Raw genomic sequence first — 12,541 nt, forward strand, 5'->3', positions numbered from 1 at the left:
CCGCAAGCAAAGCCCGCGGGATCCCGTTCGACTTGCATGTGTTAAGCACGCCGCCAGCGTTCGTCCTGAGCCAGAATCGAACCCTCCACGAAAAAAAACGCGAAAGGAAACCAAACGGCTCCCAAAATCAAACAAAAGAAAGAAATGACAGGCAACACGGACGCCCCGAAGGACACCCATGCCGCACTACCACATCACAGGGCGACCTCACGGCCTCCCGGCACCCACGCGCCCAACGGCGCGGGGGCGTCGCCCCGCTGGCAATCAAATGACTTGTAAAGTAGCACAAAACACGCTCTTGAGTTCTCAAACCACCACCACACCCGCGAGAAAACCCGCCGGAACCCTCCGGCCGGCCGCCCCGCGAGGCAGCAAGGAAGAAACATACACGTACCCAGCCAACAACGCAAACCCACCCCCAACCAACACCCCCAAACCCCTACAAACAAGCCACCACCCACGGCGTGTCGCAAACCACCCAAAACACCAACCAAACACCAACCAAACACCAACCAGACACCAACCAAAACCACCCAAACACCCAAAAACAACCCAACAAACACCCAACACCCGGCGTGTCACACCACCACAACCCCACACCACAACCCCACACGCCCACCAACCACACGCCCACCAAGGCGCAGAATCATCGCCACGAACGCCGACCATCGCGGAAAACGCGCCGCCCTTCCCCAGAAACAACTTTCATGGCGAAACACCCTCACCGCCAACGGCGCATCGTTGCGGAAAAAGAGCCTGGAATCGTCGACATCGTGGTTCATGGCTAAACATCCTCACCACAAAACACCAATCGTCAAAGAATCCAGCCTGCCGCACCCATAACCAACCCTCATGGCGAAAAATCCTCACCATGAGGCGATTCTCCGCCCCATCACGAGCCCGCGCAACGAAAACAGGGGCTTCGTGGCGACAAATCATCGCCACGAAACCCCTGATACATCATCAGGAAGCTGACGCCTTCTCTGCGTAGCGCTCCCGTCGCTCACCGTCGCTCCCGTCACTCCCCCTGGTGCGCGGCGATCGTCTCGTCTACGAGGCGCGGCAGGGCGTCCTGGATCGGCTCGGAGATGAGGCGCTTGGCGATCGAATCGTATTGCGTGCGGCCCATGTTCATGATGGTCACGGGCACGCCTGCCTGCGCGGCAATCGGCGCGAGGCTCGCGGCGGGATACACCTCGAGCGTGGAGCCGATAACCCAGAACTCGTCGGCCTGCGCCACGGCCTGCATGCTGCGCTCCATCGCACCGTCGGGCAGGTTCTCGCCGAAGTAGACCACGTCGGTTTTGATCAGGCCGTTGCACGTCTGCCCGCCCTGGTACGGAAGCGCGCGGTGGCAGTGCGGGTCGGGCTCGTTGTCGAGGTTGTTCATGATGTCGGCGGTGTCGTACTTGTGGTGGCAGCGCATGCAATGCGACGTGCCGATGGTGCCGTGCAGGTTCACGATCACGTCCGGGCTGTTGCCGGCCTTCTCGTGAAGCGCATCGAAGTTCTGCGTGGCGAGGAGGCTGAGCATGCCGGCCTTCTCAAGCTTGACGAGCGCCTTATGCGCCACGCCGGGCTTGGCGCCCCACACGGGGCTTTCCTTCTGCCAGCGCCACGAGTATTCGCGCGCCTGCTTGTCGGAGAGGAACAGGTCGATGTCATAGACGCTCTGCTGGTCCGGATGCTTGGTCCAGACGCCATCGGGGCCTCGGAAATCAGGAATTCCGGCGCTTGTGGAAATGCCGGCACCGGTCAGCACGGCAACCTTGTAAGTCATGCCTCCAGTGTATCGGCGGCGGAGGCGTCGCGCCACGCGTCGTCCGGCGGGGAGGGCTTGGCTTTCGCGGAGTATCCACGATTTTCCCATCGTGTTCCGCACCGTGCACCGATCCGTCCGCCGCCCCATACAAAAACCGGCGCCATGCCGGATGGCACAGCGCCGGATTGTCAGAAGCCAGGCCGGAGACACGTCCGCGAATCCCGCAAACCCCGCGGAATCCCCAAAACCCGCAGAACCTACGGAACCCCCGCAAACCCCGCGGGATCAGTAGATCTGCTTGGGATCGTACCCCTCGCCGCGCAGCGTCTCGAGCACCTGCGCGATGTGGTCGGGGCCGTTCGTCTCCACCGTGACCTCGAGCACCACCTTGTTCGAGTAATGCGTGTCGGCCTTGAACTGGTCGTGCGTAAGCTCGATGACGTTGGCGCGCAGGTCGGCGAGGATCTTCGCGATGTTGACGAGCTGGCCGGGCACGTCGGGCAGCTCCACGGAGAACGACATGATGCGTCCGCGGGAGATCATGCCCTGCTGGATCACGGCGCCGATGGTAACGGTGTCGATGTTGCCGCCGGACATGACGGGCACGATGACATGCGGCTCGGAGGCCTCGTTGTAGATCTTGCTCTGCAGCTCGAGCTGGCCGAGGGCGGCGACGGACACGGCACCCGCGCCTTCGATGACGAGCTTGTGCTTCTCCATCATGGTCATGATGGTTTCGTAGATGTCGCGCTCGGAGACCTGGACGAGGTCGTCGAGGTACTGGCTGAGCAGGGCGAAGGTGAGGTCGCCCGGATGCTTGACGGCGACGCCTTCGGCGATGGTATGCACTTCCTCGGCCTCGACCACGTGGCCGGCGATGAAGCTTTCCTTGAACGCCGGGCTGCCGATCGGGATGGCGCCGATGACGCGCACGTCGGGACGGAAGATCTTCGTGGCCATGGCGATGCCGGCGCCGAGGCCGCCGCCGCCGAGCGGAACCACGATATCCGTGACCTCGGGAAGGTCCTCGAGGATCTCCATGGCGATGGTGCCCTGGCCGCACAGCACGTCGTAATCGTCGAACGGCGGGATGAAGGTCATGCCGCGTTCCTTGGCGAGGTTGATGGCGTATTCGTTCGATTCGTCGAACACGTGGCCGTGGAGCACCACTTCCGCGCCGAGCGCCTGCGTGGCGTCGACCTTAAGCGGCGGGGTGATGTCGGGCATGACGACGATGGCCTTGGCGCCGCGTTCGCGCGCGCCGTATGCCACGCCCTGCGCGTGGTTTCCGGCAGAGGCGGTGACGACGCCGTGCGACAGGTCGGCGTCGGACATGGACGCGATCTTGTTATAGGCGCCGCGCAGCTTGAAGGAACCGGTTTTCTGCAGGTTCTCGGGCTTGAGGTAGACCTCGGCGCCGATGCGCTTGCTCCACTCGTCGGAGTGGATGAGCGGCGTGTGGCGGACGGTGCCCTTGAGTCGCTCGACGGCGGCCTCCATGTCGGCCTTGTGGTCGCGCTTGAGATACTTTTCGACTTCTGACTTTTCCATGGCTTCATGGTAGACCCCGCCCCCGCCGCGAGGCGTCATTCACGCCGAAAGCGACCACATGGCGAACGGTCGGGGGCATGCAACGGGACGAGGCCTGCGTCGGGACGGGGCGGCGGATTCACGCAACGGGGCGGCGAATGCTCATGCCACGCTCCGAATGCTTACGCCACGGCGTAGCCGAGCATGGCGCATACGACGGGCACCACGATGCAGCAAGCCACGTAGCCCGCGGCGACGGCGTAGCGCTCCTTGGCCAGAAGCGTGACAATCTCGTTGATGGCCGTGGAAAACGTGGACATGCCGCCGCAAAAGCCGGTGGCGAGGATGAGCTTGGGGTCGGGCGCCAGCGTGCCCGCCGCGGCCATGGCCGCGAACATGCCCGCCAGGAAGCTCGCGATGATGTTGATGACCAGCGTGGTGAGCGGGAAGGCGGCCTTGTAGACGCGCTTGATCTGCGTGTCGATGGTGAAGCGCGTGACGGCGCCGAGGCCGCCGAGCGCACCGACGGACAATGCGAGTGCGAACGATGTCATGCCTGCGCTCCCTTCGTGGCGGAATCCCCCGTGCCGGCTTTCCCGGCCGACGATGCACCCGCCGCATGCCCCTGCGCCAATCGGGCGCCGAGCACGGAGCCGGCATAGGCGAGAAGCACACCGAGGATGAAGGTCACCGACACATAGACGACGAAGGCCACACCTCCCGGCACGCCTCCGGTTTCAGGCGTGCCGCCCGCCGACGACAACTGAGTGAACTGCTCGACCGCGAAAGTGGACATCGTGGACAGACCGCCGCAGAAGCCCATGCCCAGACCCCTGTTCGTGCATTCGCGCCGGCGCGCGCCGAGCCATGTGGCGGCGCCCAAATACGCCGCGACGCAACCGTAGATGAAGGCCGCGAGAATATTCGCGGTGAAGGTGCCCCAGTACATGACGCCGCCGTCGGCGCCGTTCTGCGGCATCACGACGGACAGCCAGTAGCGCACCAGCGTGCCGAAGAAGCCTCCGACGAAAACCGACAGGTAGACGCCCCAGTCGGTCAGCGCGTCATACGGGCGCGTCGCGGCGCCCTGCGCCGTATCGGGGGCCGCCGCGCCAGCATCATCTGCGGTGCCGGCACCGGGCGCATCGTGTGCATCGTGCGAAATGCTCATCGTCAACCTTCCCTCTTCTCAGCCATCCGGAACCTTTCCGCGAGCGCCGCGCCCTTTTCACACGCGCGAGCGCCTCATACGCAAACGGCCCGGCGGGGAATCCCTGCCGGGCCGGAATGCCGATCAGTCCTCGCCGAGCAGGCTGTGCACGGAGATGATGTGGTCGCGGGCGGCGCCCGTGCCGATCGCCGAGATGCGGCAGCCGGACAGCTCCTCGAGGCGCTTGACGTAGGCCTGTGTGTTCGCCGGCAGTTCCTCGAAGGTGTGGCAGTTCGAGATATCCTCGGTCCAGCCCGGCATCTGTTCGTAAATCGGCTTGACGCGGGAGAACACGTCCTGGTCGGTGGGCATGTCGTCGTAACGCGTATGCGAGCCGTCGGGGTTCTCGACGTCGTAGGCCACGCAGATCGGGATGGACTCGAGGCCGGTGAGCACGTCGAGCTTGGTGAGCACGAAGTCGGTCAGACCGTTGACCTGCGTCGCGTAGCGCTGCACCACGGCGTCGAACCAGCCGCAGCGGCGCGGACGCCCGGTGGTCACGCCGTACTCGTGGCCCTGCTCGCGCAGCCAGGTGCCGGATTCATCGAACAGCTCGGTGGGGAACGGGCCCTCGCCCACGCGGGTGATGTAGGCCTTGCCCACGCCGATGACGCGGTTGATCTTGGTGGGGCCCACGCCCGTGCCGGTGCAGGCGCCGCCGGCGGTGGGGTTGGAGGAGGTCACGTAGGGGTAGGTGCCGTGGTCGATGTCGAGCATCGTGGCCTGCGCGCCTTCGAAAAGAACGGTTTTGCCCTCGTCGAGCGCCTTGTTGAGGATCACCTGCGTGTTGGCCACGTACGGGCGCAGCTTCTCGCCCATCTCGAGCAGGTAGTCGGTGGTCTTGTCGATGTCGACGGGGCGGCGGTTGTACAGCTTGACGAGCATCTGGTTCTTCTGGTGCAGCGACGCCTCCACCTTGTCATGCAGGTGGCTCGGGTTGTACAGGTCGTGCACGCGGATGCCGACACGATTCACCTTGTCGGCGTAGGTCGGGCCGATGCCGCGGCCGGTGGTGCCGATCTTGTGCTTGCCGAGGAAGCGCTCGGTGACCTTGTCGAGCTCGCGGTGGAAAGGCGCGATAACATGCGCGGAATCGCTGAGCAGCAGCTTGGAGCAGTCCACGCCGCCGGCCTCGAGGTTCTCGATCTCCTGGAGCAACACGGCGGGGTCCACCACCACGCCGTTGCCGATCACCGGCGTGGCCGTGGGGCTGATGATGCCGGACGGCAGCAGGTGCAGCGCGTATTTCTTGTCGCCGACGACGACCGTGTGGCCTGCGTTGTTGCCGCCGTTGAAACGCGCGACGTAATCGACCTTGGTGCCGATGAGATCCGTCGCCTTGCCTTTGCCTTCGTCTCCCCATTGGGTTCCGATAAGAACGATTCCAGGCATGCCGCCACCTTCCCTAGTTGCTATCTGCCGTGAGTAGGTTACCGCAACGGCTCTACCGTGGGCCGGCGGGAGAAGGGTTTGTGGACGGCGTGCGAGACGGCGCAGGCGCAGCGGAAGAAAGCACACGATGGTTCCGGCGTGGGCTGATACGATGAAACCGGCGTCACCGGGGATGCCAGGCCGGCGGATACGGAGAGAACCGATGCGGCAGCAGACCGGCGCAGAATTCGTCGGCACAGGATTCGAGGACAGGCATGGAGCTCTTCCACAGACAAGACAGCGGGAACGACGGGGGCCAAGACCACGACACGCCTCAAGTCTCCGGCGTGTCGGAAACATCGTATATCCCCGCCGGAACGGAATGGCGCCCGGGCGACGACGCGCTGCCCACCATCGCGCTCTGGAGCGACGGCACGGAATCGTCCACCGCGCCGAGCGGCGACGCCCCGTCCCTGCGCGCCCTCTCCCAGGCGCCGCCCGACCCCGAGCGCACGCCTGCCGACTCACTGGGAGACACGAAACCCTACCGCAACGACTGGGACCGCTTCCGCAACACCGACCTCTGGAGCGGCGCCCGGGGCGATTTCCTCGGCACCTATGCCAGCGATTCCCCCTATGCCACGCAGATCTGCCCGCAATGCCACGGCAGTTTCTCACCGGGCCTGGGCCTATGCCCCATGTGTCTGCACCCCGCCCCCGGCGCGGCATCCGCCTGGCTCGCCGCCCGGCCCGGCGCCGACGGCACACGCGAGCTCAATCGTCTCAAGCGCCGTTCGCGCCTCGCCACCGCGCTCCAGTATCTCTTTCCGCTTATCGTGGCCGCCGTTCTCGCGGCTTCGACGCTCTTCCTGCGCCCCATAGAGACCACGGGGCGCTTCGCCGATGTCTGGACGTATCTCGGCGTCGGCTACCTGGCGGCGGCGCTTGCGCTGTTCGTGGCATTATGCGGGGAACCCGTACTCGACCCGAAGCGGCGCTATCTGCATCGCCCGCCCCGCGTGGCCGCGCCACGTTTCAGGCGCGGCGACTTCGCGGTGTCGAAGGAGGTGAAGGCCGTGGCGTCGTGGCTGGCCGCGATGGCCGCGCTAATCGGTTTCGGCGCCTATGGGTCGTGGGAATACATCCGCGCGCATGAAGCGGAGTTTCTGGTGACGCACGGGCCCTTCACGTATTTCCCGGCCGACGATATCCGCGCCGCGCTTGTGCGCGACGCGCTCGCCCCGTTCCTCGCGTGCCTCGCCGTCGCGGTGCTGGACGAGGCGATGCTGGCGCTGTCGCCGGTTATCGAGTATTACCCGGCGCCGGTGTCGCCCACGGCCTGGCGCAATATCCAGCAGCGCAGGCGTTGGCGCGGCTCCCGCCTATTCGGCAGGAGACCGTCCGACTGGCCCGACAACGCCGATATCTAACGCGCGTCCTGCGCGTCCTGCGCGTCCTGCGCGGGCGCGGGCGCCGCGGGCGCAGGTGTCGCGGCGGGCGCATCGTCCGCCTTCTGCGCCTCCTGCGCGCGCATCCACGGCAGGCACAGCAGCACGGGAATCGTCACAACCGTCGGCAGCGCGAGGCGGATCGACGCGACCGGCGCCAGCAGCGACGTGCACCAATACAGCGCCACCACAAGCCACGGCACCACGCACCAGACCATCCGCAGGCGGAACTTGCGCCGGGCGAGCGTCATCGCAAGCGACACCAGAAGAATCGTGAACACGAGGCCGGGCGCCACCCACCGCGCGAGCAGCCCGTGCCCGCGGAACAGTCTGAGCGCCGCGTCGTCATACCACGTCACGAGCCCCGCCGGCTTGCCCGGCACCGTGTGGTAGTCCACCGGCTGCTTGTCGCCAAAGCCCTCGATGACGAAGTTCACGGAGTTCCAGCCCGACATCGCCACCCAGGTGTTCGCTTCCACCGGCGCGCCGGGGTAGAAATACGCGTTCTCCTGCTGCACAAGCGCCTGCGCGTAGATGCCGGGGTACTCGCGTCCGAGCCGCATCCACAGCGCCAGGAAGCCAGCGGGGTTCGCCTTGAGCGCGTCGTCCTTGAGCGCCCAGTTCGCATAGTCCGCGATGAACGGCAGGTAGCCGTAGGGCAGGCCGTCCTTGACGGCGAGATAGGACGGCACGTCGCTGCCGTTGAGCTGGACGGGGCCGTTGTCATAGGCTTCCTGCCAACGGTCAGTTTCGTAGTATTCGCCGATCGCGGCCATGTCGCCGGCGCTCAGCGAATCATGCGCGGTGAAGAACACGGCGGCGATCTGCTGGTCGGGCACCGAAACCATGTCCCGGATGCCGGGTTTGCGCGTGGGGAACAGGCCGATGACGGTGTTGAAGACGAGCACGACGGCCAGCACGATGGCGATGGCACGCGCCAGATACAGACGCGCCTTGCCGCGGTTCGCCACGATGAGCAGGATGACGGCCACGATGAGGAAGACGTAGAGCATCTGCTTGCGCAGGAGCACCGCCATGGCGCAGTTAAGCACAAAGAACGCCGTGAAACCCGCGGATTTCAGAGCCATGGGGCGGCGCAGCACGTCGGCCACGAGCACGGCGACGATGACGAAGAACGCGGAGAACAGGGCGTCCTTCACCGTGGACATGGCGAAGGCCTGCACCACGGGATTCGCCACGGTGACGAGCATGGCCAGGGTCACGACGATGCCGGGCACGCGCCACCTGAGGAGGCGGTCGGCGGCGAAGGCGAGCGCGAAGGCCATAAGCACTGACTGGAGCACGGCGTAGATGGTGACGCCCGCGCTGCCGGTGCCGGCGAGCGCGAAGCCGAGTCTGAGGCATGCCGAGAGAATCAGCGTATGGGCGGCGGGCCACTGCAGGTTGATGACGTGTCCGTTGAGGAATTCGGCGCTTTGCAGCGGGCCGTCGTCATTGAAGTTGCCGGGGAAGAAGGCGATGAAGGCGGGAATCCAGCACAGCAGGATCAGCGCGAGGAACAGGGCGCGGCGCGGATGCGGGCCGAGGCCGGACAGCCATCGCGCGGCGGCGTGGAAGGCGCGGCGGGCGGCGGAAGCGGGGCGCGAGGAGGCGGGATGCGAGGAGGACGACACGCGGCGTTCCGAGGCGTGTCGTGTCGAATCCGGTGTACGAGCCGCCGATGATGGTGACGCCGATGATGACACCGCGTCGCGGGTGGCGACGGAGCGCAGATAGGCGTTCCAGGCCAGCAGCAGCGCGTAGAGGAAGACGGCCATGCCGGCCGACATCATGCCGGCCAGCGACCACAGCTTGAGCGAACGAATCGTGAAAACGCCGCCCCATGCCGTGAATTCGTGGCCTATGGCGTAGACGGTGCCGAGGATGACCCCGATGACGATGCACAGCGCCATGTCTCCGCCGCTCAGCGTGATGGGCATCACGACACTCCGCGACACGCCTGGGTTCTCCGGCGTGTCGCATTCACTGGACGAGTGCTGGTTCGGCGGCATCTCCGACGGCGTCGGCGGCATCTCCGGCTGCATCGCGACGTTCTCTCGCTGCGCCGCATCGTCCGAAGCATTGGTAGGCACGGACCTCATCCCCTGGCCTTTCTCATCGTGTATATGCCGCGCGAATGCGCCGCCCCTGCGCCCGACCGCCTCTGCGCGCGGCCGTTACCTGAGCGCCTTGCCCGCGGAGCCCAGCTCGCGACACGCCTCGACGACGCGCGCCGCCATGGAATCCTCCGCCTCGCGGCCCCAGGAGCGCGGATCGTACTGCGCCTTCGCGCCCACCTCGCCGTCCACCTTGAGCACCTTGTCGTAGTTGACGAACATATGCCCGGCGATGGCACGGGTGAAGGCGTACTGGGTGTCGGTGTCGATGTTCATCTTGACAACGCCGTAGCTCACGGCCTCGGCGATCTCCTCAGGTGCGGAGCCCGAGCCGCCGTGGAACACCAGGAGGAACGGCTTGCTCTCGGCGCCGGTCGGCAGCGGCGAGGCGATGCCACCGGCGCGCGCGGCATCGGCGACCGTGGACTGGATGCTGCCCAGGATGGCGGGGCGCAGCTTGACGTAGCCAGGCTTGTAGGCGCCATGCACATTGCCGAAGGTGAACGCGGCCGTGTACAGGCCGTTCTCGCCCAGGCCAAGGCGACGCGCCACCTGCAGGCCCATCTCGGGCGTGGAATAGAGCTTCTCGTCGATGGCGCCGGTCATGCCATCCTCCTCGCCGCCGACGGCGCCCACCTCGATCTCGAGGCCGGTATGCGCCTTGCGCGACTTGTCGAGGAGTTCCTCGGCGATGGAGAGGTTCTCGTCCAGCGACACCGTGGAGCCGTCCCACATATGGGAGTTGAAGATGGGCTCGCGGCCATGCGCCACCTCGTCGGCTTCGATGTCGAGCAGCGGTCGGACCCACTCGTCGAGGTACTGCTTGGCGCAATGGTCGGTGTGGAGGGCGACGGTGATATGCGGATACTTCTTCGCCACCTCGCGGGCGAAGGCCGCCATCGCAAGCGATCCTGTGACGCGGTCGGCCACGCGCTGACCGGAGAAGTAGGCGCTGCCGCCCACTGACACCTGGATGATGCCGTCGGATTCGGCGTCGGCCAGCCCCTGCAGCGCCGCATTCAGCGTCTGGGAACTCGTCACGTTGATGGCCGGCAGGGCGTACCCGCCCTTGCGTGCGGCGTCGTACATCTCGGCATAGCGTTCAGGTGTCGCAATCGTCATGAATCCATTATCGGACTCATTCCTGACGAATCCGGCACGCGCGAGGCACACGCGAGGCGCCTCCTGCGCAACAATGTGATGGTTTACGGACATTTTCGAGGGTTTCGAGCCCCAAAATTGTGGATTTTTGTCCGCAAGCCATCACACTGTTATGAATTCCGAAACGATGTGATAGGTTGCGGACACGATGGCGCCGGCCGCAGAGCGAAAATCGAAGAACCAAGCGAAAATTGAAGAACCACGACGGGACCGGAAGGCACCATGGAGACGACGCGGATTCTTGATGAGATCATCAACGAACTTGGGGCCTATGCCTGCCTGGCACCTCACGCGACGTACCGAATCGCCTTCGCCGAAGGAGACCGATACGAATCCGGCGAGCGACGGACGCCTGCTCTACTCGGCAGAGAAAGGTCTCTTTCTGGACCACGGCCGAATCCTCGACACTCCTCGCACGGGCCTCTGACAGACTCCGCCAAGAGGCCCCACACACCGCGTGTCCAGGTCTTCGGAATCGTTGTCTTTCTCATAAAACCCGTTACATGAAGCAACCAGCGGCACAAATCATAGAGAAGCTTTCAGCACCCAAGGCGGCCTCATTCTGCGGATTCCGCAAAGATATTTCTTCCTCTGCCGCGATCCAAGGGCCAATCTACCCTGTCGACGACGCTCCACCTAGACCGACATGGTTGATGAAGAGGGGACGAATTTTATGCCTACGACCGTTGGAGTACCATCGCTTCTTACCGTTTCCCATGCCCGCATATCATCCGTCCGTCACATCGAACATCACTGCGAATCGGTCCCCGCAGTATCCACCGACAAATCTGCCGGCCCCAGCTTCTTCCGCCATGCAGCAGCCGACGCCAACACTCTGGGGTCAGTGTTTGCGCCGTAGTAGTCAATGGTATCGATGGTTACGTCGCCGATACGTTCCAGCATATCCATGGCAATGCTATCGAGAATTGTCATGGCTTCCTCGCTCACCATGCAACCCTCCGGGGTAGCCGTGCGATAAAGCAGGTACCCCAAGAAGGGATAGGGGTCATCTACAGGGAATTCCTGGCCACCGTAGTACCAGAAGAGGTTCTCCCAGTTAATGACCGACGCGGCGGTGGGGCAATGTTTTGTAAGATACTGAGTCCATGAGTCGTATACCTGCCGCCATGGATACGAGGCACGGACATTGTCCGCGGTGATGCTGTGGGCCTCATTCCCGTCGGGATCGAAATCATCGGAGTCAAAATCGCAGCCGAACAGGAACCTCGTCGTTCCCTCCATGTCTACCACGCTTCCATTCGTCATCGCAGGGTCATTGGACGTACTGCTATCCACGCTGTCTGTCATTCTTCCTCCATTGCGAATTCCGGCTCGCCGGATACCCCAGCTCCCGCACCACGGCCGTCGCGCTCCGGTCCAGCCGCTCATACAACTCACACGCCCTGAGCCTCTGCTCCCGCGTATAACTAGCCATGACGCCCTCCAGTCAAAAGTCCAAGAAAACGTCACCACCTCGCAAGCCATCACATTGTTATGAATTGGAATTGGGGGTCTGCGCCCGCATAAAAATGAAAAAATCGTTGGAATTCCAACGATTTCAAGAGAGCGGGCGACGGGAGTCGAACCCGCGGCGGGAACCCGTGCCGCGAATGGCGATGTTTCATGAAAAACATTGAAAACACAAGGCAAACACACGAATGTTTTCCGTGAAACATCATGCCCAAAAACGCCGAGTGTGAGCAAAGTGTGAGCAAATGGAACAAAAAGCCGGGACGGGTGGCGGTTCCGTCTCGGCTCGGTTCCATTTGGTTACGTTTGGGGAGGTATCGGCCCAGTACCCGGGGTGGCCGCGGCGGGGCGGCGGGGGTCACCCCCCCACCCATGCCGGGCGGCCAACTCCCCCGCCGCGTTTCAGGCACGGCCAGCAAGGCGCGACAGGCTTGCGGCGANGTCTTCCAACGCCTCGGCCGCGCGCGCTTCG

Annotated in this window: 9 protein-coding genes and 1 rRNA gene; 1 reads left to right on the forward strand and 9 read right to left on the reverse strand. The window is 64.4% G+C overall.

All coding sequences use genetic code 11. The features are described from left to right. From PSRA_RS08600 to PSRA_RS08625, 6 genes are all read right to left on the reverse strand, one after another. Positions 1–92 (reverse strand): 16S ribosomal RNA (locus tag PSRA_RS08600); the annotation flags it as partial. Positions 93–1,018: 926 nt separating this feature from the next. Further along, on the reverse strand, positions 1,019–1,780 hold the full coding sequence (locus tag PSRA_RS08605) for an SIR2 family NAD-dependent protein deacylase (protein ID WP_094661487.1): 762 nt from the start codon (positions 1,778–1,780) through the stop codon (positions 1,019–1,021). 267 nt (positions 1,781–2,047) lie between these two features. Continuing rightward, positions 2,048–3,313, reverse strand: coding sequence for a threonine ammonia-lyase (gene ilvA / locus PSRA_RS08610; RefSeq protein WP_094661488.1), 1,266 nt, complete (start codon positions 3,311–3,313; stop codon positions 2,048–2,050). A 161-nt stretch (positions 3,314–3,474) separates the two neighbouring features. Beyond that, positions 3,475–3,846, reverse strand: a complete 372-nt coding sequence (locus PSRA_RS08615; protein ID WP_094661489.1) for a fluoride efflux transporter FluC — start codon at positions 3,844–3,846, stop codon at positions 3,475–3,477. Beyond that, complete coding sequence (locus PSRA_RS08620; protein ID WP_094661490.1) at positions 3,843–4,463, reverse strand: fluoride efflux transporter FluC; 621 nt, start codon at positions 4,461–4,463, stop codon at positions 3,843–3,845. The genes PSRA_RS08615 and PSRA_RS08620 overlap by 4 nt, the downstream gene beginning before the upstream one ends. A 123-nt stretch (positions 4,464–4,586) precedes the next feature. Beyond that, positions 4,587–5,894, reverse strand: a complete 1,308-nt coding sequence (locus tag PSRA_RS08625; RefSeq protein WP_094661491.1) for an adenylosuccinate synthase — start codon at positions 5,892–5,894, stop codon at positions 4,587–4,589. A gap of 254 nt (positions 5,895–6,148) precedes the next feature. Between PSRA_RS08625 and PSRA_RS08630 the strand changes: the two genes are divergently transcribed. Next, entirely contained in the window at positions 6,149–7,303 is a 1,155-nt protein-coding gene (locus PSRA_RS08630) for a hypothetical protein (RefSeq protein ID WP_094661492.1), read from the forward strand. On the opposite strand, the gene PSRA_RS08635 is transcribed toward PSRA_RS08630, so the two are convergent. The 3 genes from PSRA_RS08635 to PSRA_RS08645 form a co-directional block, all read right to left on the reverse strand. Further along, positions 7,300–9,414: a DUF6020 family protein gene (locus PSRA_RS08635; protein ID WP_143516454.1), complete on the reverse strand. Its 2,115-nt coding sequence runs from the start codon at positions 9,412–9,414 to the stop codon at positions 7,300–7,302. The genes PSRA_RS08630 and PSRA_RS08635 overlap by 4 nt on opposite strands. A gap of 84 nt (positions 9,415–9,498) precedes the next feature. Beyond that, positions 9,499–10,560, reverse strand: coding sequence for a class II fructose-bisphosphate aldolase (gene fbaA, locus PSRA_RS08640; RefSeq protein WP_094661494.1), 1,062 nt, complete (start codon positions 10,558–10,560; stop codon positions 9,499–9,501). A gap of 789 nt (positions 10,561–11,349) precedes the next feature. Continuing rightward, positions 11,350–11,907 carry a hypothetical protein gene (locus PSRA_RS08645; protein WP_094661495.1) on the reverse strand — a complete coding sequence of 186 codons (558 nt, stop codon included), beginning with the start codon at positions 11,905–11,907 and terminating at the stop codon, positions 11,350–11,352. Between the last annotated feature and the right edge of the window lie 634 nt (positions 11,908–12,541).

Origin of the sequence: Pseudoscardovia radai (genome assembly GCF_002259605.1) — a bacterium.
Taxonomy (GTDB): Bacteria; Actinomycetota; Actinomycetes; order Actinomycetales; family Bifidobacteriaceae; genus Pseudoscardovia; species Pseudoscardovia radai.

Excerpts from the sequence above, each read along its gene's own strand:
- PSRA_RS08630 (WP_094661492.1), top strand. The coding sequence starts at position 6,149 with ATGGAGCTCTTCCACAGACAAGACAGCGGGAACGACGGGGGCCAAGAC.
- PSRA_RS08645 (WP_094661495.1), bottom strand. The coding sequence starts at position 11,907 with ATGACAGACAGCGTGGATAGCAGTACGTCCAATGACCCTGCGATGACG.
- PSRA_RS08620 (WP_094661490.1), bottom strand. The coding sequence starts at position 4,463 with ATGAGCATTTCGCACGATGCACACGATGCGCCCGGTGCCGGCACCGCA.
- PSRA_RS08625 (WP_094661491.1), bottom strand. The coding sequence starts at position 5,894 with ATGCCTGGAATCGTTCTTATCGGAACCCAATGGGGAGACGAAGGCAAA.
- PSRA_RS08615 (WP_094661489.1), bottom strand. The coding sequence starts at position 3,846 with ATGACATCGTTCGCACTCGCATTGTCCGTCGGTGCGCTCGGCGGCCTC.
- ilvA (WP_094661488.1), bottom strand. The coding sequence starts at position 3,313 with ATGGAAAAGTCAGAAGTCGAAAAGTATCTCAAGCGCGACCACAAGGCC.
- PSRA_RS08605 (WP_094661487.1), bottom strand. The coding sequence starts at position 1,780 with ATGACTTACAAGGTTGCCGTGCTGACCGGTGCCGGCATTTCCACAAGC.
- fbaA (WP_094661494.1), bottom strand. The coding sequence starts at position 10,560 with ATGACGATTGCGACACCTGAACGCTATGCCGAGATGTACGACGCCGCA.